General features: G+C 58.7%; 21 protein-coding genes and 1 pseudogene. 9 read left to right on the plus strand and 13 right to left on the minus strand.

Annotated elements, in window-relative coordinates:
* Positions 1–54: 54 nt before the first annotated feature.
* The 7 genes from UP09_RS08480 to UP09_RS08510 all read left to right on the plus strand — a co-directional run bounded on the left by UP09_RS08480 (position 55) and on the right by UP09_RS08510 (position 6,983).
* Positions 55–969: a LysR family transcriptional regulator gene (locus tag UP09_RS08480; RefSeq protein ID WP_044537624.1), complete on the plus strand. Its 915-nt coding sequence runs from the start codon at positions 55–57 to the stop codon at positions 967–969.
* 280 nt (positions 970–1,249) lie between these two features.
* Positions 1,250–2,113 carry an alpha/beta fold hydrolase gene (locus tag UP09_RS08485; RefSeq protein WP_197082640.1) on the plus strand — a complete coding sequence of 288 codons (864 nt, stop codon included), beginning with the start codon at positions 1,250–1,252 and terminating at the stop codon, positions 2,111–2,113.
* A complete protein-coding gene (locus tag UP09_RS08490) occupies positions 2,110–2,886 on the plus strand; it encodes an enoyl-CoA hydratase/isomerase family protein (protein WP_044537626.1) in 777 nt (258 codons plus the stop codon). Before UP09_RS08485 ends, UP09_RS08490 begins: the two co-directional genes overlap by 4 nt.
* 2 nt (positions 2,887–2,888) lie before the next feature.
* A complete protein-coding gene (locus UP09_RS08495; RefSeq protein WP_044537627.1) occupies positions 2,889–4,388 on the plus strand; it encodes an AMP-binding protein in 1,500 nt (499 codons plus the stop codon).
* Positions 4,389–4,416: 28 nt separating this feature from the next.
* Positions 4,417–5,226, plus strand: coding sequence for an SDR family NAD(P)-dependent oxidoreductase (locus UP09_RS08500; RefSeq protein ID WP_044537628.1), 810 nt, complete (start codon positions 4,417–4,419; stop codon positions 5,224–5,226).
* A gap of 20 nt (positions 5,227–5,246) precedes the next feature.
* Positions 5,247–6,464: an amidase gene (locus UP09_RS08505; RefSeq protein WP_044537629.1), complete on the plus strand. Its 1,218-nt coding sequence runs from the start codon at positions 5,247–5,249 to the stop codon at positions 6,462–6,464.
* A gap of 30 nt (positions 6,465–6,494) precedes the next feature.
* Positions 6,495–6,983, plus strand: a complete 489-nt coding sequence (locus UP09_RS08510) for a MarR family winged helix-turn-helix transcriptional regulator (RefSeq protein ID WP_044537630.1) — start codon at positions 6,495–6,497, stop codon at positions 6,981–6,983.
* Positions 6,984–7,056: 73 nt separating this feature from the next.
* On the opposite strand, the gene UP09_RS08515 is transcribed toward UP09_RS08510, so the two are convergent.
* The 7 genes and pseudogenes from UP09_RS08515 to UP09_RS08545 all read right to left on the minus strand — a co-directional run bounded on the left by UP09_RS08515 (position 7,057) and on the right by UP09_RS08545 (position 13,810).
* Positions 7,057–8,463 carry a uracil-xanthine permease family protein gene (locus UP09_RS08515; RefSeq protein WP_044537631.1) on the minus strand — a complete coding sequence of 469 codons (1,407 nt, stop codon included), beginning with the start codon at positions 8,461–8,463 and terminating at the stop codon, positions 7,057–7,059.
* Positions 8,464–8,756: 293 nt separating this feature from the next.
* Positions 8,757–9,116, minus strand: a pseudogene (locus tag UP09_RS08520) (amino acid ABC transporter ATP-binding protein); the annotation flags it as partial.
* 193 nt (positions 9,117–9,309) lie between these two features.
* Entirely contained in the window at positions 9,310–9,900 is a 591-nt protein-coding gene (locus tag UP09_RS08525; protein ID WP_063840136.1) for a MarR family winged helix-turn-helix transcriptional regulator, read from the minus strand.
* 36 nt (positions 9,901–9,936) lie between these two features.
* Positions 9,937–11,079 carry an epoxide hydrolase family protein gene (locus tag UP09_RS08530; RefSeq protein WP_044537632.1) on the minus strand — a complete coding sequence of 381 codons (1,143 nt, stop codon included), beginning with the start codon at positions 11,077–11,079 and terminating at the stop codon, positions 9,937–9,939.
* Positions 11,080–11,149: 70 nt separating this feature from the next.
* Positions 11,150–12,373, minus strand: coding sequence for an NAD(P)/FAD-dependent oxidoreductase (locus UP09_RS08535; RefSeq protein WP_044537633.1), 1,224 nt, complete (start codon positions 12,371–12,373; stop codon positions 11,150–11,152).
* A gap of 43 nt (positions 12,374–12,416) precedes the next feature.
* Positions 12,417–12,722 (minus strand): nitrite reductase small subunit NirD, encoded by a 306-nt coding sequence (gene nirD / locus UP09_RS08540; RefSeq protein WP_349643909.1) that lies wholly within the window; start codon positions 12,720–12,722, stop codon positions 12,417–12,419.
* A gap of 35 nt (positions 12,723–12,757) precedes the next feature.
* A complete protein-coding gene (locus tag UP09_RS08545; protein ID WP_044537634.1) occupies positions 12,758–13,810 on the minus strand; it encodes an aromatic ring-hydroxylating dioxygenase subunit alpha in 1,053 nt (350 codons plus the stop codon).
* 178 nt (positions 13,811–13,988) lie between these two features.
* Between UP09_RS08545 and gloA the strand changes: the two genes are divergently transcribed.
* Both gloA and UP09_RS08555 read left to right on the plus strand, forming a co-directional pair.
* Positions 13,989–14,426 (plus strand): lactoylglutathione lyase, encoded by a 438-nt coding sequence (gene gloA / locus UP09_RS08550; RefSeq protein ID WP_044537635.1) that lies wholly within the window; start codon positions 13,989–13,991, stop codon positions 14,424–14,426.
* Positions 14,427–14,465: 39 nt separating this feature from the next.
* A complete protein-coding gene (locus tag UP09_RS08555) occupies positions 14,466–15,089 on the plus strand; it encodes a glutathione S-transferase family protein (RefSeq protein WP_044537636.1) in 624 nt (207 codons plus the stop codon).
* A gap of 99 nt (positions 15,090–15,188) precedes the next feature.
* Here the strand turns inward: UP09_RS08555 and UP09_RS08560 are convergent, their stop codons facing one another.
* The 6 genes from UP09_RS08560 to UP09_RS08585 all read right to left on the minus strand — a co-directional run bounded on the left by UP09_RS08560 (position 15,189) and on the right by UP09_RS08585 (position 20,710).
* Positions 15,189–16,052: a hypothetical protein gene (locus tag UP09_RS08560; protein ID WP_044537637.1), complete on the minus strand. Its 864-nt coding sequence runs from the start codon at positions 16,050–16,052 to the stop codon at positions 15,189–15,191.
* A 56-nt stretch (positions 16,053–16,108) separates the two neighbouring features.
* A complete protein-coding gene (locus UP09_RS08565) occupies positions 16,109–17,143 on the minus strand; it encodes an SDR family oxidoreductase (RefSeq protein ID WP_044537638.1) in 1,035 nt (344 codons plus the stop codon).
* A gap of 120 nt (positions 17,144–17,263) precedes the next feature.
* The gene (locus UP09_RS08570; protein WP_082070054.1) at positions 17,264–18,151 is read right to left on the minus strand and encodes a DUF3313 domain-containing protein; all 888 of its coding nucleotides are present in this window, start codon (positions 18,149–18,151) and stop codon (positions 17,264–17,266) included.
* 159 nt (positions 18,152–18,310) lie between these two features.
* Positions 18,311–18,913, minus strand: coding sequence for a DUF2147 domain-containing protein (locus tag UP09_RS08575; RefSeq protein ID WP_044537639.1), 603 nt, complete (start codon positions 18,911–18,913; stop codon positions 18,311–18,313).
* 89 nt (positions 18,914–19,002) lie between these two features.
* A complete protein-coding gene (locus UP09_RS08580) occupies positions 19,003–19,623 on the minus strand; it encodes a TetR/AcrR family transcriptional regulator (protein WP_044537640.1) in 621 nt (206 codons plus the stop codon).
* A gap of 301 nt (positions 19,624–19,924) precedes the next feature.
* Positions 19,925–20,710 (minus strand): enoyl-CoA hydratase-related protein, encoded by a 786-nt coding sequence (locus UP09_RS08585; RefSeq protein ID WP_044537641.1) that lies wholly within the window; start codon positions 20,708–20,710, stop codon positions 19,925–19,927.
* Positions 20,711–20,833 lie beyond the last annotated feature (123 nt).

The following is a 20,833-nucleotide window of genomic DNA, read 5'->3' on the forward strand; positions in this document are numbered from 1 at the left end:
AGGATACATTCTATTCAATAAGTGTATACTTGGCGGAAACTGGAGCCGGCGACGATGGACAGTCGAAAGATTGAGTTCTTCTTCTCTGTGATCGAGAACGGAAACCTCAGCAGCGCGGCGCAATCGCTTCGGGTGTCGCAACCGACGCTCAGCCGTCAAATCCAGGCGATCGAAGAGGAATTCAATACGCCGTTGTTTGTACGCGGCGGTCGCAAAATGATGCTCACCGACGCCGGCAAACAACTGCATGAGGGGTTACAAAGCATCGAACGGCAAATGCGGCTGCTGAAGCACGACGTCGCGGCAGTTTCCGTTGAACCATCGGGCGAAGTAGCGTTTGGAATTCCGCCCTCGCCGCGCGGTCTGATTGCGATTCCGCTCATCAGGGGCTTTAGCGTAGTTTATCCACGGATCGCAGTCCGTATCGTTGAGGAGACCAGCGGCCAGCTCCGCGATCTCATTGCCAACGGAATGCTGGATGTCGCCATCATAAATACGAATGAGCCTCTGCATAGCGTCGACGCAAAACCTCTCGGTCGCGAACCAATGCTGCTCGTTGGCCCTCCCGATGCCAAATTATCGATGCGCAAGCAGATAGCGGTCAAGACGTTGGCGGAGCTGCCGTTGATTTTGACCACGCGTCCAAATAGCCTCCGACTGGTGGTCGAAAACAGCCTGGGCGTTCACGGATTACACCCCAACGTAAGGTTCGAATCCAACACCCTTCCCTTGATGACCGACCTGGTGATCGCAGGGCTTGGCTATACGATCCTGCCGTTATGCGGGGTCCGCACTTTACTTCAACAGCACAAGGTGTCGGCGAGCCCAATCGCGGAAATGTCGATTACCTGGATGGTTGCGCGGCCCAAGACACGCTCCCTCAGCGTCGCCGCTGAACGATTCTACGACATGCTGTGCGATATCGGCCGAAAGCAGGTCAGTGACGGTATCTGGCAGGCCGCCGCATAGATTGCTGCTTCGGAATACGCGCGCGACTCGCTTTTGCCCGCCGACGATGCGCACGGTAACAAGCTGCAGGGCCGAGCAGCTGATGCAAATCCGAAATAACCGTGGGGCCGCAGTGAGGCCTGCAAGGCGAACGCATGTCGGCGAGCCTCTTCTGCACCTGAAGCGTCGCCGCCAGAACGCGTATGAAGTGGTTGAATCGACGCTCTTCCAATTTTCACTTGTGTACAAGCGACTTTTATGATGACCTTAGCCGTGCTCAGGCAAGATCTGGAGGTCGCAAGTGGTGGAAGTCCTCACGGAAGACGGAATTCGGCTTTACTGTGAAGAGGCCGGCTCCGGCGTTCCGGTGATCTTCGTGCACGAATTTGCGGGTGATCACCGCGCATGGGAACCGCAGGTAAGACATTTATCGCGCACGCATCGCTGCGTGACTTTCGCTTCGCGCGGTTATCTGCCGTCAGACGTACCCACGTCGCCAGAGTCCTACAGCCAGGACCTCGCGCGTTCCGACGTCATCGCCGTTCTCGATGCGCTAGGCATCGAAAAGGCGCATATCGTGGGCCATTCGATGGGAGCCTATACAGCGCTGCACGTCGGTATTCATCACCCCGACCGCTGCCTGTCCATCGCGGCAATCGGATGCGGCTGGGGATCCAAACCGGAGGATCGCGAGCAATCGGCGCTGGCATGCGAGCAGATCGCGCAGATGTTTGAACGCGAGCCAATCGCCGAGGCCGCCGCCAAATATGCGCGCTTCCCGATGCGGGCGACGTTTGAAGCAAAAGACCCCAGAGGGTTCGCCGACTTCGAGGCCATGCTGGCTCAGCATTCCCCGTTGGGATCGGCGCTCACCATGCGCAATCTCCAGCAGAAACGCCCCACTCTCTGGGACTTAAAGCCGCTTCTGGAAGCGTTCACTCTGCCGCTCCTCGTGCTGGTTGGCGACGAAGACCATCCCTGCCTGGATGGAAGCCTGTTTCTGAAACGAACCGTGCCGCAGGCTGCGCTGGTCGTGGTGCCTCGAACCGGCCACACGACCACGTTGGAGGAGCCGCACGCCGTAAACTCCGCACTTTCCGAACTCTTCTCGGCTGTTGCGCTGAACGCCTGGACGTCGCACAGGACACGGAACACCCAGCCGTGACGACCGCCAACATCCGCATCAGGCGCACGGACGGGAAAGCCGAAATTGTTCTCGACAATCCCGGTCGCCGCAACGCGATCTCCGCCGGCATGTGGGAGGAACTGCGATCGTTTGCGGACAGTGCCCAGGCAGACGCAACGCTTCGTACCTTAGTCATCCGTGGCGAAGGCTCGGTATTTTCCGCAGGAGCCGACATAGCCGGCTTCGACAGCGCGAGAAAGCGCAGCGACGCACAAAGTTACGACGACCTCGTCGAGTCCACTCTCCGCGCCCTGGAGCAGCTGCCACAGGTCGTCATTGCTGCCATCTCAGGTCCATGCGTCGGCGCAGGCGCGTCTCTCGCATGTGCATGCGATATTCGGGTTGCGGAGAGGGAGAGCTTTTTCGCCGTTCCGGCCGCGCGGCTTGGGTTAGGTTACGATCCGCGGGGCATCTCCCGCTTCGTTCGAATATTCGGCAAGGGCGCAACCAGCGAAATGCTCCTCCTTGCCGCGCGCATGGCCGGTCCCCGCGCCTTTGAACTCGGCGCTATCCATCGATTAGTGGCGCCCGGAGCGTCCGCGACGTGTGCGAACACACTGGCCGAACTAGCCTCCTCTCTCGCTCCTCTGACCCAAAGAGCCGCCAAAGCTTCGATCCAGGAGCATGCAAACGGAACAGGCATCTCATCGGCAGTCCTCGAACTTGCCGCCCGCGCCGACGCAAGCCTCGACTACGAGGAAGGTCGCGCGGCTTTCGCCCAAAAACGTCCTCCCATCTTCCGCGGCCGCTGAGCATGGGCAAGCTGCAGAACGTCATAGTGGATATCTATGAGGGTCGCGATCCCGACTCCGTGTTGTACGTCGAGCCCGATGGCAAGTCTCTGACGACCCGCGAGGCGCTCGATCGGATCAAGCGGTTCGCCGGGGCGGTCGCCTCGCTCGGTGTCGTACCGGGAGATCGCGTCTCCTTCAGGCTTGCAAAGAGCGTCGATGCCATTCTGCTCATCCATGGCTGTCTTTGGGCGGGAGCCATCGTCCATCCGCTGAACAACGCCTACACTGATCACGAGCTCGGCTCGCTCCTGACGGACGCCCAACCTAAACTGCTGTTCTGCGGACCGGACGAGCACAGTCGGCTGGAACCTTTGGCCCGGAACGCTGGCGTACGGCTTGAAGTAATCCCGTCGACGGCAAGCGACGTATCATCTGCTCGCCTCGAAACCGCGAGGATCACGTCGGTCCCGGAAGGAGCAGCCGCACTTCTCTACACTTCAGGCACCACCGGCAAGCCAAAAGGCGCCGTGATAACACACCACAATCTACTGCACAGCGCCCGATCGCTTGCGTCGGCGTGGCAACTCACGAAGGATGATGTGCTCGCTCATCCGCTTCCAATCTTTCACGCGCACGGCCTTCTTACGTCTATCAACACGATGATCGCCTCCGGTGGCTCCGTTCTTCTGCTGCCAGGCTTTGATGTCGCGGCGCTGCTGTCTGCGCTCACCCGATGCACGGTCCTGATGGGCGTGCCGACCCACTATTCCAGACTGCTGGATGAGCCTTCCGTCACAATCTCCTCAGTCGCAAAGCTTCGGTTGGCAATTTCGGGCTCGGCGCCGCTTCCGGTCGACCTGTCTCGAAAGTTCGCCGCCAAGACTGGCGTCGATATCATAGAACGATATGGTTCGACCGAGGCAGCGATCGTTGTCGCCGTTCCTCGGGACCATACCGAGCGCACTGGTTGGGTCGGATGGCCGCTACCTGAGGTCGAGATACGAATAACCGACCAGAGCGGACGCCGTGCGCCGCGCGGCATTGGGGTACTGGAGACGCGCGGCCCGCATGTTTTCGCCGGCTACTGGCGAAATCCGACCGCGACAGTCGATGCCTTTACCAATGACGGCTGGTTCATCACAGGCGACCTGGCCGAGATCGACGACACTGGCTGCGTTCGGATTCTCGGGCGCGAAAAGGACCTCGTCATATCGGGCGGGCTGAACGTCTACCCAGCGGAGGTAGAAGAAGAACTCCGCCGTGTCGGCGCCGTCAAGGACGCGGCGGTTTTCGGCGTACCGCATCCCGACTTCGGCGAAGCGGTCGTTGCAGCCGTCGAATTGTCGATGCCCGCTTCAGCGTTCGATGAACCCTCAATTATCGCGGCCGTCAGATCACGCCTGGCCGCGTACAAGACTCCAAAGCGTATCTTCGTGGTTGGCGAACTTCCACGAAACGCGATGGGAAAGCTTCTCAAGGCACGGCTTCGAGAAGACCACTCCGGCACTTTCCGCCGATAATTAGTCAGCAAACATAAGGGAAACTACGATGGACCTGCAACTCAAGGGCAAGAAGGCATTGGTCACGGGCGGCAGCGAGGGAATCGGTCGCGCGATCGCGACGGTGCTCGCCAACGAAGGCGTCGATGTCGCAATCTGCGCTCGGCGAAAGGAGCCGCTGGAAGCCGCTGCGGCCGAATTGACCAAGGCGACCGGTCGAAAGATTGTCGCCATTCCGGCCGACCTGACCAAGGACGCGGATGCCGCGAATTTCGTGAAGCAGGCGGCCGAGGCGCTTGGTCGTATCGACATCATGATCAACAATGCCGGGTCTGCGCCCGGTGGCGTGATCGAGACGCTTACGGAAGACGATTGGCATCAAGCTCTGCAGTTGAAGTTCATGGGCTATGTCCGGTGCCTGCGCTACGCCATTCCGATCATGGTCAAGCAGGGCGGCGGCCGCGTGGTCAATCTCATCGGAAACGATGGCATCAAACCGTCGTACTGGGAGATCGCTCCGGGCGCTGCCAACGCCGCTGGACAAAACCTCACCAAATCGCTGGCCGGTCAGTACGGCAAACACGGCATTTCGTTTGTTGCCGTGAATCCTGGCCCGGTCCGCACCGAACGCTGGGACGGCCTTGTCAAGGCCATGTCGCGTGACATGAAAATTTCCTACGAGGAAGCAGATAAGCTCGCGCCTTCGTCAATCCCCATGGGCAGGATCGCTGAAGCCGAGGAAGTCGCAAACCTCGTCGCGATGATGGCATCTCCGCTGACCCACTACGTCAACGGCACAATGATCGAGATCGATGGCGGCCAGGAAAAGTCGCTGATGGATCGGGTTCGCGACCGTTGATCGAACCCTGAGGCCGCCGAATGACCTCGTCCGACGGCTTTATGGAACGCCGGATCCTGGCCGGGGCAGACCATGGTCTGCTTCACGGAGCCAGGCTGGCGGTCAAAGACAACATTGCGGTGGAGAGCTTTCGCTTCACCGCCGGACATCCTCTGTTCCTGCACCGGCGGGCTCCCTACACGGCGCCCGCCGTCCAGCTTCTGCTGGACGCCGGGGCGGTCATCGTCGGCACGACTTGTACCGATGCTGGCGGTTTCGGCGTGACGACTCCCGGGGTGTCAAATCCCGTCTCTAAGGACCTCATCGTCGGCGGCTCGAGCGGCGGAGCCGCGGCCGCGGTGGCCTCGGGCGAAGCGGATTTCGCCATCGGAACCGACACCGCCGGTAGCATACGGATTCCCGCAGCGTGCACCGGCCTATACGCTTTTAAGCCGAGCTTTGACGCGGTCTCGCTTAGTCGCGTCTGGCCGCTGGCGCGGACGTTCGATCATCTTGGGCTCTTGGCGCGCTCGTCCGATCTGCTGGTTAACGCGTCCCAAGTGCTGTTGGGCTTCGCGCATGATATTCCCAAACACTCCAAGCGACAGTACCTTCGCGTCGGTGTTGAAGCGAAGCAGCCAATTTTCAGATGCGCTTCCGTGAGAAGCGGTCTCGCCCGTATTGCGGAATTGCTGCGGTCGCTGGGGCACACTGTAGTCCCGGTCGAACTGCCGGAGCGTGAAGCGGCGATCGAAGCCCACGGCATCATAACGATGATGGAGGCATCAAGGGTATACAAGGGCCTGACTGCCAGCGAGAGAAGCATGCTTGGCACGGCTGCCGTTCGCGCCTTGAACCTGGCGGACAAACTCCCTGAGTCCAGGCTCGAATACGCGCGTTACGTCCTTAGCGAGACCAGGAGACGGTTTTCGGACGTCTTTGCGCGCGTCGATGCATTGCTTTTGCCCACACTCCCGACCTGTCCTCCGGCAGTTCATGAGAAAACCGTGAAAGTCGGAGGATTGGAGCTTCCCGTGCTGCGTGCGATGATCTATGAAACGTTTCTGTTGAATATGTGTGGAGCGCCTGTCGTGGCCCTGCCCGATCTCCAGCCAGCGGACGGCTCGACGGAGCTCCTACCGTTCAGCTTTCAACTCGCCGGGCCTCACGGCTCCGATCTGGAGATTTTATGGTTCTCGTCGGTCATAGCCTCGTATCTGAGAGTGGCGCGCTCGGCGGATTCAACCCGCCTCGCTTAGCTCATTGACCAGCCAATCATATCGGACGCAATGAAAGTCAATCCAAAAGCAACCGTCCTGGCGTTCCCGGCAGACACTGGCTCGTCCTACGATCTGGACAAGCAGGTCGGCTTCCGCCTTCGCCTGGCGATGCAGAAGCACACGGACATATTCTTCAAGAATATGGACCTGGGGCTCACACAAGCTCAGTTCGCCACTATGGCTCGTCTCCGAACCACAGGGGCATGTTCGCAAAATCAGCTTGGCCGGTCAGTCGGCCTGGATACAGCTTCGATGGTAGGCGTGATCCGGCGGCTCAAGGCCAGAAAGCTGATCTCGATCGCCAAGAATAAGGAAGACCGACGGCGGGTGATCATCGACCTGACGGCTGCAGGCCATATGCTGATCGGGAACGCGATAGAAATGGGGACCCGGGCCAATGAACAAACCTTGGCGCCTCTGACAGCGACCCAGCGCAAGCAGTTGATCTCGCTTTTGAGCCTTTTGGTCGCCAGCGAGGACGACGCTCCCGAAGAGTGACCGACAGGCGACGGCTAGCCAGATGCGCGGACGATGTTCCGCCCGTCCTGGATCTGTGCCTATCTGGTGTTGCTCAACCAGCAACGGCGCGCTTTCCGGGTGGAAGCATCAAATTCAGCAGGACCGCAACAAGAATGCCGACCACAATTCCATCAGCGGCCAATATGCGGAGTGCTGCCGGAAAGACCTCGAACACCTGAGCAGGGGCCAGATTTACGACCATGCTGAGGCCGACGGAGGCCGCGAGTATCAGCACGTCACGCTGCTCCTCCAACGCCTGTGACACGATTTTGATACCTACTACGGCAATCATCCCGAACATGAAGACAAGTGTTCCGCCCAGCATGAAGGGAGGGATCATGCCGACCACCGCACCTATCTTTGGCAAAAACGCCATGCAGACGAGCATTGCCCCCGATATCGCGACAACGTAACGGCTGGCTACACCGGTCAAGGAGATAGCGCCGACGTTCTGATCGTAGGAGATCAGAGGCACGCCTCCGAAAACGACGGCGATCATCGACCCCAAGCCATCTCCCGCCACCGCACCACGGATGCGGCGTTCGGTCGGCTCCACCTGGATCATCACGCATAGCGCGATGGTTATGCTCATGGTGTAGATCGCAGCGACCACCTGGTAAATGATGATCGTTGTCAGGCCGCCGACGCCCGGCCAGGCGATGCCGTAGGGCAGGAAGCTGGGTACTCGGAACCAAGGCGCGGCAGCCACATTGGCGAAATTACCCAACCCAATCAGAAGACCGACGATGTAAATCGCGACCAGGGCAATCAAAATAGATAGTGACCTCACTAACTGACTACCCAGCGCCGCGATTACTGTGATCAGGACGATGCTTGCCAGCAGACATATGACCGTTATTGGCTGTCCGAAGTAGGACGTATTGACTCCGAAAGCGACGTTCATCGCGATCTTTATCAATGTAAGGCCCGTAATAATCAGCAGCGATCCGACGACAATCGGCGGAAAAAGCCCGCGGATCTTGCCGATGATCGGGCTGATTGCCAGCAGCACAACTCCGCCGATCAGCAGAGCCCCTGCAGCTGCGCCCAGACTCTCTGTCTTGGCGATTTGAACGACCGGACCGATATAAACGGTGTAGGCACCAAGCAGCAACGGCAGGCGCGCTCCAACCCAGCCAACGCCCAAAGCCGAAATCAGGGTCCCTACCCCGCATCCCAGCATCACGCCCGTGATAAGTGCGGCACGCAACTCCGCCGGAAGACCGAGAAGCTGCCCGATGACCAATGGCGAGGCCACCATGGCGGAGAACATGATGAGCACATGTTGTGCTCCAAACAGGATTGCCGCGGTCGGAGACGGTTTGTCTTCCAGACCGTAGCGCAGGGTTATGGTGTGAGCCAGCGGCGCGCTGCCTTCCCCGGCAAGCAACTGACCAACGTCCGCGGATATCGACTTTTCCATCATGCCCCCGCTCAACAGCCAGACCGAGCCTGTCATCAAACTCACTTGTATGCAAGCGACTTTATTGACCCTGCTGCCGCTGCCTGAGCGGCGCCGCCCTTGATGGACGCGATGACAATCTTTGCGGCACCGGAAATGTCTCATCGCGACTCACCCCGGCGTCCGGAATCTCTTCAGATGGCTGACGATGAGGCAGGCACACGGCGTTATCGCCGTCCACGCGACGCGGCTCTCGCCAGCGGCGTAGCCTTCAGCTCGAGCTGGTTGAAAACGTCGCGAGGTTTAGGAATCTGCCAGATCCCCGAAATCCGCCGCGGTTTGCCACGAGGTCAACGCAAAATCTTCGCTAGAAATTCTTTTGCCCGATCGGATTTCGGCTTCTCAAAGAACTCCTCCTTCGCCACATCTTCCACGATCGCGCCCTGGTCCATGAAGACCACGCGATGCGCGACCTTCCTGGCAAACCCCATTTCGTGTGTGACGCACATCATCGTCATGCCCTCCTGCGCGAGCTCGACCACCACGTCGAGAACTTCATTGATCATTTCCGGATCAAGCGCCGAGGTCGGCTCGTCGAACAGCATAGCAATCGGGTCCATCGACAACGCGCGGGCTATCGCCACGCGTTGCTGTTGACCGCCCGACAACTGCCCCGGGAATTTGTCTGCGTGGGCCGTCAGGCCCACCAGATCGAAACCGCGGCGTTCGCTTGGCGCCATCTCGCTGAGATAGGTGGCGCTGGTGCCATATTCTCCGCCCATGCTAAGACCTTGGAGCGCCTACCAGCTCGTGACTGCCGATGCTGCCGTTACCAAAACGAAGCCATAACGAAGCGTTGTGGCGGCATTCCGTCGTACCGAACATTCAACGGGTCCCGACGTTTTAACGCGCATTCTTGCCGGCATTTCGGCCGAAACCCTTGATCGCCGGAGACGCCCTCGCCGGCCGCGCTTCGTTCTCGACGGAATTGACGCTCGCCATATTGCCGAGAATTCGACTGAGAAATTCGAGGAGAACATCAACCTCTTTGTCGGTAAAGCCGGACAGCAGGCGTCTCTCGCGTTCGAGAGCAAGATTGATGATGCGGTTATGAAGCTTGTACCCCGCCGCGGTGAGTTCCAGATTTTTTCGTCGCTCATCGACTTCATCGACGATTTCACGCAAGTATCCCTGCTTATGCAGGGACGTCACCGCGCGGCTGACGGAACCTTTGTCGATTGCAATGACCTGGGTGATTCTCATCGCCGGAATGCGGGGCTCGATACACAGCATCGCGATCACGCGCCATTCGACGACACCAATCTGAAACTCCTTGAGATAGAGCCTGGAGGCACCATTCGACAGCTTGTTGGTGATTGTCGTGAAAAAGTAAGTGGCATAGCGATCCAGATTGAGCGCTTTTTTGGCCGGCCCTTCAGCTGGAGTGAAATGATTTAATTTCCCCTTTTGCCTGGGGCGCTCGGTAGAACACATGCCATTCGTCCTTTTGGGGGAAATCTACGCTCAACGTCACGGGAGCGGAGCATAATTTTTCATAAATCGCCTAAGTTCGGCCGCAAGCAGGTCGGGGACCTCCAAAGCTGGGAAATGTCCTCCGCTGTCCTTAACCGACCAATCCACGACATTATAGACCTTCTCAACCAGACCTCGGGGCGTGATCGGAAAAGCCTTGTCGGCAAACGCCGTCACCGCCACCGGCACATTAACTCGCTCTCCCGGGGGAAGCGCCACCGGATTTTCGCGTGCGAAGCCACGATAGATCCATGTCGACGTCGCAACGCTATCAGTAGCCAGAAACAACATGATACTCGTCAACAATTCGTCGCGGCTGATCGCGCTGAACAGGTCGGGCCTGCCGGCCGCATCACGGGCCACATCCGCCCAGGCGGCATACTTTTCGACCAGCCAGGCTGCAAACCCGACCGGACTGTCCTGCAGCGCGTATCCGATCGTTTGCGGCCGGGTGGACTGCAGTCGAAAATATCCCCCGTCGTCCTCGAAGCGAGTCATAAAGGCTGAAAGCCAGGCCTTGTCCTCTTCGCTTGCAGCATGAGCCGCAACAAGACGCGCACTCACCATCGTGAGGTGAATGCCCGCGCAATGATCCGCATGTTCATGACCGAGCCGTGTCGCGATAATACTTCCCCAATCGCCGCCGTGCGCCAGGTAACGTTGATAGCCCAATCCCTGCACCATCAACTTGTCGATCAGATTGGCGATGAGACGCGGCCCGATCGGAGCGGGGGGCCTTCCCGAAAACGGGAATCCCGGGATTGAGATGATAACGACCTCCCCGTCATCATCTCCGAGACGATCGGCAATCTTCAGGAAATCGAAGAATGAGCCAGGCCAACCGTGAATCAGCACCAGCGGGACCTGAGAGGTTCTAGCCGTTTTGCTTCTGATGAAATGGAGGTCGATGCCGTCGATTGTCGCAAGCTGATGATGGAAACGACCGATGTCCTTGATGGACGCGCGCCAATCGTAAGTCTCAACCCAGTACTGCGTCAGGTCCCTCAGGAACGCGACGTCTGTTCCGTTACTCCAACCCTCGGCCGCGGCCATGCCGGCCCAGTCGAAGCTGCGGATACGTCGAAAGATATCGTCGATCTTTGCCTGGGGAAAATCGATTATCAGCGGTCGGATTTTCATGGTTTACCCTCATTTTAAACGACGGGAGAATGTCGGGCTGCTGGTGTCGAAGAGCAGCGCGTATCTGAAGTCACGAGGACAGAAGTTCTTTCCAGCCAATTGAAGGATTGGTGAGGCGATCGACGGACACGGCGCGCCCTGAAGTCATGAGCCGGCGGCCACCGCTGATTTCGCGGCCAGCGTCAAATGCGATCATTCCGGTCATCTGATTCTTGTCATTCAAGGCAATAACGCATTTTCTCGGCCCGTCCGCCTCGCCCCGGAACACCAGCCGATCGTTCGCATGCGGAAGGCCCAAAACCTGGATGTTGCGACCAAACTGGTCCGACCAGAACCAGGGGATCGCGTTGTACTGCGTCGCCACGCCAGCCGCGCTCGCACCCGCTGCAAAGGCCTGTTCTTCCGCGATTTGCCAACATTCCAGACGAACCTTGTGGCCGGTTCCAGGTGAGGGATGCCGGGTGACTTCTCCCGCGGCATAAATGCGGGGGTCCGACGTCTTGCCAGTTTGGTCGACGACAATTCCATCATCCACGACGAGGCCTGCCTGCTCGGCAAGCCCGGCATTGGGGCTCACGCCGATCCCCACCACCACGAGATCGAACAGATCACTGCTCTTCGGCGTCACAATCCGAACGCCTGGCGAAGCAAGTTGAATGTCCGAGATCGCCTCCGACAGGCGAAGCACGACGCCGTGGCTGGTGTGAAGCTCTTCGACTATTGAGGACAGCTCGGCCGGCAAGACCCGGCCCAGAACATGCGGCGCAGCTTCATAGACAATAACCTCACAGCCGAGATCACGGGCGACCGCAGCCACCTCCAATCCGATGAACCCGGCACCGACGATCGCCACCCTTTTCCCAGCCCCCAAACGAGCCGAGATTAGCCGTGCATCATCCAGCGTCCGCAAATAGCGGACGCGATCTGAAGCTGTTGCGGGCACCTTGAGGCGTTTATTGCTAGACCCCGTCGCCAGAACCAGCGATCCGAAACCGACAACATCTCCATTGGACAAGACAATGCGGCAACAGCTTCTGTCTATTTGCGCGACACGGGTGTTGAGCAGCAAATCAATGCGTTGTGCCGAATAGAACGTCGCATCACGCTTAATACACAGCGTTTCGAAATCAGATTGACGAAGACCAGCCTTCGAGAGCGCCGGCCGATCGTAAGGCAGGTGCGGTTCGTCGCCCACGATCAGAATGCCGAGACTCGGGTTCGCGGCACGGGCCCCTTCCGCAGCGCGCCGACCCGCCTGCCCCCCGCCAACGATAACGATGTCGTATGGCCTCATGGTTTGGTCCACACGCTCCTGCCCGCTTCTTCCATAGGCGCCCCTAAATGGCGACGTAGACGTCGCCGCCCTCGACCTTCACCGGAAACTTGTGAAGGTCTCGGTCGGCCAGAGGTCCATGGCATTTTCCGGATCGAATCTCGAAACGTGCCTGGTGCAACGGGCACTCGATCTCTCCATCTTCCACAAACCCCTTCGACAGCAACGCAAACTCGTGAGGACACACATCGTCCAGCGCTGAAAGCTCACCGTCCGGTAGCCGGTAAACAGCAATGCGCTTGTTCCCGATTTTGACCGCAACCGGATCGGATTCGGTCACGCGCGCGGCTGCGCAGACGGGATGCCACACGATGCTCTCTTGATCTCTGCAGGACTGAACCGCGCTCATTCGGCGGCGACCGCGGTTGGGGCAGTCGCGGCCTCTTTTTCGATCAGCCGTTGAATGATGCGCCGCGCCTGGATGCCGCCGATATCGGCGTTGATGTCCACAATGCTCTTCATCGGGTCATCATTGAGCCGCTTTTGCTGAAGCTCCAGCACACAGCGGTCTTCATTGAAAGTATACGCAATCTCTTCAAAAATTTGATTAGTGACATCCGGCTGATCAATCTTGAAGTTGTGTGCGGACGACCAGAAGTAGAGCGCCGTATCTTCGGTCTCGGGGGTAATGCCGTCAAAAATTCGAAGCTGGAAGCCGCCGTCGCGTTTGCCTTCATAGGCTCCGCTATCGACTTCGGTCGCGCCAGTCCAGATGCGCAGAGTTCCGGGCCAGAATTCAATTTCCTGCCACCGGTCCACGCGCCCCGTGAAGCCGACGGCATTGACGTAGGTTGGAGGCGGAACGGAATCGCGCATCCAGCGAACAACACGAACGTTGTTATCGACCCGCGTCGTTTTCATCTCAGCATTGACGTGGGTATTCGGATCGCCGCCGATGGTTTTCTGGTGAACGTAACCGAGGTGTGACAAATCGAGGAGATTGTCGTGCAACAGCTCATAATGGCAGTTGATCAGGTAAGTGTCGCTCTTCCAGGCCCAGCCTGAATTCGGTCGATGCCAGGGATATTCGACAATGCTTGACGGGTCGGCCAAAGCCGGATCGCCCATCCAGATCCACACCACCGCATCCTGCTCGACCAATGGATAGCTTCGCACTTTGCACGAGGACGGAATCAAGTCCTGGCCTGGAACCTTCACACAGGCCCCATCAACGGCAAATTCCAGTCCATGATATCCGCAGCGAATGACCTCACCATCGACCTCCCCGGCCGACAACGGCAGGCCGCGATGCCTGCAGCGGTCTTCCAGAGCACCGGCCTTTCCGGAGGCTGTCCTGAACATCACCACCGGCTCGTTGAGTATCTTGCGAGCAACAGGAGTGTCCTGCGAGAGCTCCGTGCTCCATGCGGCAACATACCAGCAATTTCTGACGAACATGATGTTTCCTTCCCTGTTTCGACGGTCACGCTGCGGGGCGTCGCTTGATTCCAACCTCACTTTTAGGCAGATCGGTTTGGCTTCGAATATTAGTTGACATCCCAACCAATGGGATGTCAACGTATTTTATCCAAGCTGCGTTGCAGCATTGCGGGCCTGTCACTCAAAGGAGAAAAAAATGGAGGGAACAACATCCAACCGCCCGCGCGTATTGCATACGATGATGCGCGTTCGGGACCTGGATAAGTCGTTGAGTTTTTATACGAAAGACCTCGGAATGAGGCTGCTGCGACAGAAGAGTTACGAAGATGGCCGCTTCACGCTCGCTTATCTCGGCTATGCAGGCGAAGACGAAACCGCCGTCGTCGAACTGACCCATAACTGGGATCAGAATGAAAATTACCAGATCGGCAACGGCTATGGCCACGTCGCGATTGGTGTCGAGGATATCTATGAATTTTGTGCGTCGCTCGAGACGCGTGGCGTGAAACTGGTTCGCAAACCCGGGCCAATGAAAGTCGATCCTCTCGAGATCGCCTTCGTTGAAGACCCGGATGGATACAAGGTCGAGATCATCGGCCTTCCATCGTTTCGCAATGCAATCGTCGCGGCTTGAACGCGCTCATCTGCCCGCAACCCAATACAGGAAGATACAATGCTAACGTTCTACACGTATCCCGGCCCCAACGCGCGAAAAGCCAAAATCATGCTTGAAGAGTCCGGCCTTCCCTATCAAAGCAAACTTGTCGATATCGAAAAGCGAGAGCAGTTTGAACCTGCATTTCTGGCCATTTCGCCCGGCAATAAAATCCCCGCGATTGTCGATACCGATGCGAACGGACAATCGACCGCAGTTTTCGAGACCGGCGCCATTATGATTCACCTTGCCGAAAAATGCGGTCGCTTCCTGCCGACATTCTATCCCGATCGATCAAGAACGCTGGCGTGGCTGGTCTGGTCCGTTACGGGGCTCGGGTCCACCCTTCCACAGGTGCACTATTTTGGCGATCGCGCCGACGAAACTCCGCCCGCCGTGCTTGACAGATTTGTCAGCGAAGCTGTCAGGCTTTTTCATCTGCTCGAAAAGCGGCTTGGCGAATCCGAATATTTGATGAAGGACTACACGATTGCCGATATTCCGACCTTCACATCCACGGCGGGCATGCTGGCCGACGTTAAGAGGCTCTCGAACGGACAACTGACGGAGACTCCCTCCATCGACCGTTGGATCGACGCGATCAATGCCCGGCCTGCCGTACAACGCGCTCTCGCGAATTGATCCCTACTCCACAAATCGTGCAGGTTCCACCGGAGCAATTCGGCGGAAGGTGCCTATTGTCAAACGCGGCGATGATTTTGGGCTCGGAATAAACTGGCATCACTCGAACCTGACCGTCAGTTTCACGGGCTCCTTTTGCAGCCCTTCCCAGGTCGTATCAAATATTAGCCCCGGCGCCGGTCGGACGCGCGAGAGCGCACCCAGCCCCAACCGGTCACCCGCCCTGAGACGTACGCCGCGGGCGTTCTGGTCGTGGATGATCCACAACACGGCCTGAAGCGGATCACCCATGATGGACGTGCCGCGTTCGACTTCGAGGATCTTTCCAGTGCCGTCACGTGTCGTTACGACCAGCTCTCGAAGTGCATCGGCATGTGACATGGTATCAAACGCAATCGGCGGACCGTTCAGCATCGCGCGTGCACCGACATTGTAGAGCGTCAAGATCGCCCCGGTCAGTTTCTGCGACGGTTGTACCAGGCTGTCCCCAAGCTCAATTGACGGCAGGACGTAAGCTAGGTGTCGTGCCACTTGGGCCGGGGTGCGCGCATCATTGATCCCCTCGTCGCGCACGGTGACGACGAGCTTGGCTTCGACGATTGGCCGCGTCCCATAAGCCGCTGCCACGACTGCGTCGTTGCCATCGAGCATGCGGAACATACCCGCAAGATACGCACCGCCAAGCGGCTCATGAATGCCGAGATCGCGTTGGGCGGGCGGTGTGATCGCTGCAGCCTTATACCCAAGTGGCGCTCCAAGCAGTGGCTGCAAACAGCTCAGGAATTCGGACCTTGCGCACTCAGCTTGTTCCATCGTCAAGGTCGTATCGATCAGAGGCAAGGGCGTATGGGCAAGCCAGTGCGCGGCAACGCTTCGGCCCAAGGCGCGACAGTCCTCGACAGATGCGACCGTCAGCGCTGAATCGGACAATGAAAGGGGAACAAGATTGCCAGTCAGTTTCATGAGCCGGCCTCCTCACAACAGAAATTTCCGATACATCGTATCAACTCTTCCTTCGATCACTGCAAGGCCGGTCTGGACCAGCCTTTGACCAAGCTTTCAGCACTGGCAACAATGGCCTCCTCTTTCGAACGTGGCGCCCAGTCCAGCATGCGCTCGGCTTTTTCGCTGGTCGCGTTTCTTACAACGCCAAGATGGGGAATGGCCTCTTTCACGCGCGGATCCAGCAGCGCGGCGAGGCGCACCAGCCAGTCCGGTAGTTGAAAGCGTGGCAGGTTCCGGGCGTGCGCGTCCATGCGCGACTTCAATAGCTTGGCGACGTCATACAGCGATATGCAATCGCCGGCGGAGGCGATAAAGCGTTCGCCCTTGGCAAAGGGATGGGTCATCGCACGAATATGCAGATCGACGACATCCCGAACGTCCACCGCGCCGAAATAGATCCGTGGGCAGCCGGGCATTGCACCGTCCAACATCGACTTGACGATGCCGAGTGAGGTCGAAACGTTCGGGCCCAAGGCCGGACCGAACACGGCTACCGGATTGATGACAGAGAGCTCGAGGCCGTCGCCTTCTTTGGAGACGAAATCCCAAGCGGCATGTTCGGCAAGAATCTTCGACTTGGCATATGGATCAACGTCGCCGCTGCTGACGTCAGCCCAGTTGGTCTCGTCGAACGCCTCCTTTCGTGACTTGTGGCCATGGCAGACCGTGGCGAAGGAGGACGTCACCACCACGCGTCTGACGCCAGCGTTGCGCGAGGCGCGCAGCACCCTGAGCGTCCCGTCACGGGCCGGTACGATCAATTCGTCTTGGTGCTTGGGTGCGCCAGACGGAAAGGGCGAGGCCACGTGCAGTACGTAATCGCAGCCGACGACGGCTTCCGGCCACCCCGCATCGCTCTCGAGATCCGCTGCGATAAAGGACAAGCGGTCACCCGGTTCGGCACCGCCTTCCTTCAGCATGGCGCGTACGCCACCCTCACGCGCCAAGCTTCGTACGGTGGCACGCACCTCATGACCCGCTGACAAAAGCTGCAGGATGGAATGGCTGCCTACGAAGCCCGATCCTCCGGTGACCAGAACTGTGCTCATCGTGGCTCCATAAAATCCATTTGTCGGTCTCCCAATGAGCGCACGGCAAGTTAGGGAAGAATGGTCGCCGGCGGAGCCGCGCGCCCTGGAAACTCGTATGGCCCGAGCACGCAGCCCGTTTTAATCCGCATGTGCGTCTGTCCATTCGGGAGGCAAGGCGAGAGCGGCTCCGAACAACCCTAACGCCCCCGGACCTCGGCCGAATACCTTACAGGCGGCCTCCTCAGGCTCTTTACCGAAGGCTAAATCAATCCGCCCCTTCGCAGGCAGAGACGCGTGTCCATCAAATGGATTTGCCGCCGAGACGAGAAGCTTGCCGAAGTCGTCGCCAAAATCGCTGGCAAGATCGTAGGCATCTCTCGCTTCCGAGATGCGCGGCTGGTTCGTAAAGGAATTTGCCCCGCGCGCCCAGACGATGGCTGCCTTCTGTTCGCCAGCGGGCCCACGCGCTTCGGCTTCAACGGATAGGCTGCCCAGACCCAACGGAATCCGCGGAACCATGACGTGCGCGCCGGGAAAGGCGACGGCCGGAACGATGGAAGCTACCTTCGACGCAGCGGCTGCCGTTTTATCGGTCAGGTTGAAGTGGGTCACGACAGCATGAATACTGAGGTCAGCTTGTTGACCGGCCGGAACCACCCTAAAGCGCTCGGTCAGATCGGCGCACAGCGTTCTATCGATGACGTTTGCGACAAGCGTGCGCTGCTTCTCCGTCAACCCTCTCTGCTCGGCTTCTGCGGAGAACGTTGTCGGCACGATGGTCACGCTTCGCGCGGCGAGGACTTTGTCCCTATCAATGTGCACCTGTGCCTTCGTCAGTACGCCATCAGCTGGGGAAAGATCGGCATAGGATGACAGGCCGCCAGATTTCTCGAGCGGCGCAACGGCGCAGCCGGTCAGCAGCAGCATCGACAACAACGTCATTAGCTGCCGGGCCGCCCGCCTATCCCTGTTCGCTCGCAGAGAAGGGCTGAGAATTTTAAGGCCGTCGCGTTCAGAAGCTTTCATCGCTCTTTCCCGAAAAATGAATATTCATTCTCAGCCTAGCTATTGAAGGACACAGGTGAGACTGCTCGCTAGCTTCAGTCAGAAGACATGAACGAGATCGCGCTTAGGCCGGAGAGACCCGGAAACTGCTTACAGAGCTCGGCTGATCAACATGACTAGCTACTTCGATTTCGATATTGCAGCGGCTGACGGCCTCGCACCGGATGCAATCGTGCCTGTCCCGTCGTTAGCCCATTCCCTGTCCGGTCTCGGCCCTTTGGGACTGCCTGTGGGTCCTGAGAGCTGGCCTGGTGCTACGTCAGTTACGAGCGTCCAAGTCTGCGAGCCACACAATATGGCCAACATGCAGCCTTTCACCCGCAGTTCAGAGGGCCCTGCCCGCCATAACGAAATGTCGTAGCTCTTGCCGTTGTCGGCATTGTAGAGCGGGCCTTCGAATCGCGCGTTCGCGTTGGGCTTCAGACCGAGGATCATCTGGTGCCCAAGCGTTGGCCGGGATCGCTTCTCGCGATCCGGGTTCTCCGTATCAATGAACGGACGGCCGCTCGCGTCGCTCGGCTGCTGCACCCAGACGAGATATCCACAAACTTGCTGCTGCTGTGGGCCACAATATTCGACGCGCACCCTGGCGCGGCCATCTTCGGTAAGCCAGGTCCCGCTGGGATCGATCGTTGATGCGGCGGAGACTGCTCCAGCGAAGAGGAGCATTGCCGCGAGGACTGCGCACTGGATCAGGCGTGGAGAGAATTTGCTACGCTGCATCTGTACTCTTTTAGTAGTTCGGAATGATGAGCTGACGGCGAACTCGCCTTACAGCGGCGACCGTCAGGCTTCCGTACCGAAATCTCCGGTCAAGTTTCCTGGCCCGACAAGCGCCGGTCGATGATTGTGAGGAGCTGTTCGTAAGCCGGCTCCGGATCGTAGTCTGGCATGGTTGCCCTGTTGACCAGGATGCCCTTCATCAGCGGATCAATCGCTGCGTAGAGAGCTTCCGCGTCCACGTTTGGCGCCGAAGCCAATGTCGAGAGAATGCGGACGAAAAAAGCGCGGCTCGTGGCTCGCTGGGCACGATAGGAGGCAGCGAGATGCGGATTGCGGGTGCTCTCCGCCCAAATATCGAGCCACAACACCGCCTTCCCGGGGTTGATTGTGACGTGATACTCTCGGATGACGTGTAACATCGCCGCCCGCAGGTCGCCCATCTCCTTTAGCGGGACGACGAACTGTTCACCCCGCTCACGCTCGCGCTGTGCAAGGCCGAGAACGATCGCCTCCTTGGACGCGAAGTATCGGTAAACGTTGCCCGCGCTCATCCTCGCGGCCGCGGCAAGATCCTGCATCGTCGTGCGGTGGAAACCGTTGCGCATAAAGCAACGCTCAGCCGCAGCGAGGATGTGCTCCCGACGTGCCGCGGCTGCATCACTCTGCTGGTTATGCCGAGCGACAGCTGTCGCTGTTCCTGATACCGCCATGCTTCAGATCCAAAATTCACTCGAATGAATGTTCATTCTCATGTATTGATGGCGACTTTATGGCAGCTGGCTCGCGTTCGCGGCGCATTGGGTCAGAATCTCGCGACGACGCCGATCAAATTTGAGGGCCGTAGCGTTTTCCAGCGACACGAAGCGGAGGCCCGTTCGTGTGCAGAAAACGCGTCAAGCCAGAGTCCCGTTTCGATTCCTATCGAATCGGAAAGGACCCTGGCGCAGACAACAGAACGCCCGCATGGAGCGATGCCACTACAGACGTTCGCTGCGCGCGCTATTGGTGACCTCAGGAAATCGAAGCCCATTTTGGAGCGCGTTTCTCAACGAACGCGCGCCTGCCTTCTGCCCTGTCATCACTGACCATGAGAGCCTTGACAGCCGGACACGATCGCTCGACCTCAAATGCGCGCTGCAAGTCGGACTCCTTTGAACCGGCCCGGACCGCTTGTTTCGATGCGCGAATTGCCAGTGGGGAGCAACCGATAATTTCGTCCGCCCAGCGTCTGGCCACCGTCAACGTCTCACCTCGAGGTACGATCTCGTTAACGAACCCCATCCGCAACCCCTCTGCAGCGGTCACTTTTCTGCCGGTCAGAATCAGCCCCATAGCATTCTTGGTACCGATTTGGCGCGGCAAGCGCTGCATGCCGCCAGCCAGAGCCGCCAAACCAACACGCGGCTCGGGCAGAGAGAATGTCGAATGCTCGGCTGCAATCAGCAGGTCGCAAGCCAGCGCCAATTCAAATCCGCCTCCTACCGCAAGTCCATTCACAGCTGCGATGATCGGCTTATCGATATCGGTGCGCCTGGAAAGCCCTGCAAAACCGCGTTCAGGCAGACCCCAGGACTTCTCGGGTCCGTCATATCTCATGTCGTTTCCGGCCGAAAACGCGGTATCACCCGCGCCGGTGACGATAGCAACATGCAACCCCGGATCGCGGTTGAAATCGTCGAACACCAATTCAAGTTCCCGGTTAGCCATCCAGTGCAACGAATTGAGAACCTCGGGGCGGTTCATCGTAACCACCAGCACGCCTTCTTCTCTATCGACCTTGCAAAATTCCATGATCATAACTTAGCCCTCTGCTTCAGTTGACTGTCTCTGCGCGCGTGGCGGCCTGGCTCCGCCGAAGCCAGCGCGACCATTGACGACCGACAGTCAGGACGGTCTCAAAAATCCTCCACATCCAACCAT

This window comes from Bradyrhizobium sp. LTSP885, from assembly GCF_000938305.1.
Lineage (GTDB): Bacteria > Pseudomonadota > Alphaproteobacteria > Rhizobiales > Xanthobacteraceae > Bradyrhizobium.

Bases quoted from the DNA above. Each gene is read 5' to 3' on its own strand.
- UP09_RS08515 (WP_044537631.1), bottom strand. From the start codon at position 8,463: ATGACAGGCTCGGTCTGGCTGTTGAGCGGGGGCATGATGGAAAAGTCG.
- UP09_RS08580 (WP_044537640.1), bottom strand. From the start codon at position 19,623: ATGGCGGTATCAGGAACAGCGACAGCTGTCGCTCGGCATAACCAGCAG.
- UP09_RS08525 (WP_063840136.1), bottom strand. From the start codon at position 9,900: ATGTGTTCTACCGAGCGCCCCAGGCAAAAGGGGAAATTAAATCATTTC.
- gloA (WP_044537635.1), top strand. From the start codon at position 13,989: ATGGAGGGAACAACATCCAACCGCCCGCGCGTATTGCATACGATGATG.
- UP09_RS08570 (WP_082070054.1), bottom strand. From the start codon at position 18,151: ATGAAAGCTTCTGAACGCGACGGCCTTAAAATTCTCAGCCCTTCTCTG.
- UP09_RS08560 (WP_044537637.1), bottom strand. From the start codon at position 16,052: ATGAAACTGACTGGCAATCTTGTTCCCCTTTCATTGTCCGATTCAGCG.
- UP09_RS08555 (WP_044537636.1), top strand. From the start codon at position 14,466: ATGCTAACGTTCTACACGTATCCCGGCCCCAACGCGCGAAAAGCCAAA.
- UP09_RS08545 (WP_044537634.1), bottom strand. From the start codon at position 13,810: ATGTTCGTCAGAAATTGCTGGTATGTTGCCGCATGGAGCACGGAGCTC.
- UP09_RS08510 (WP_044537630.1), top strand. From the start codon at position 6,495: ATGAAAGTCAATCCAAAAGCAACCGTCCTGGCGTTCCCGGCAGACACT.
- UP09_RS08565 (WP_044537638.1), bottom strand. From the start codon at position 17,143: ATGAGCACAGTTCTGGTCACCGGAGGATCGGGCTTCGTAGGCAGCCAT.
- UP09_RS08505 (WP_044537629.1), top strand. From the start codon at position 5,247: ATGACCTCGTCCGACGGCTTTATGGAACGCCGGATCCTGGCCGGGGCA.
- UP09_RS08500 (WP_044537628.1), top strand. From the start codon at position 4,417: ATGGACCTGCAACTCAAGGGCAAGAAGGCATTGGTCACGGGCGGCAGC.
- UP09_RS08575 (WP_044537639.1), bottom strand. From the start codon at position 18,913: ATGCAGCGTAGCAAATTCTCTCCACGCCTGATCCAGTGCGCAGTCCTC.
- UP09_RS08585 (WP_044537641.1), bottom strand. From the start codon at position 20,710: ATGATCATGGAATTTTGCAAGGTCGATAGAGAAGAAGGCGTGCTGGTG.
- UP09_RS08530 (WP_044537632.1), bottom strand. From the start codon at position 11,079: ATGAAAATCCGACCGCTGATAATCGATTTTCCCCAGGCAAAGATCGAC.
- UP09_RS08480 (WP_044537624.1), top strand. From the start codon at position 55: ATGGACAGTCGAAAGATTGAGTTCTTCTTCTCTGTGATCGAGAACGGA.
- UP09_RS08535 (WP_044537633.1), bottom strand. From the start codon at position 12,373: ATGAGGCCATACGACATCGTTATCGTTGGCGGGGGGCAGGCGGGTCGG.
- UP09_RS08495 (WP_044537627.1), top strand. From the start codon at position 2,889: ATGGGCAAGCTGCAGAACGTCATAGTGGATATCTATGAGGGTCGCGAT.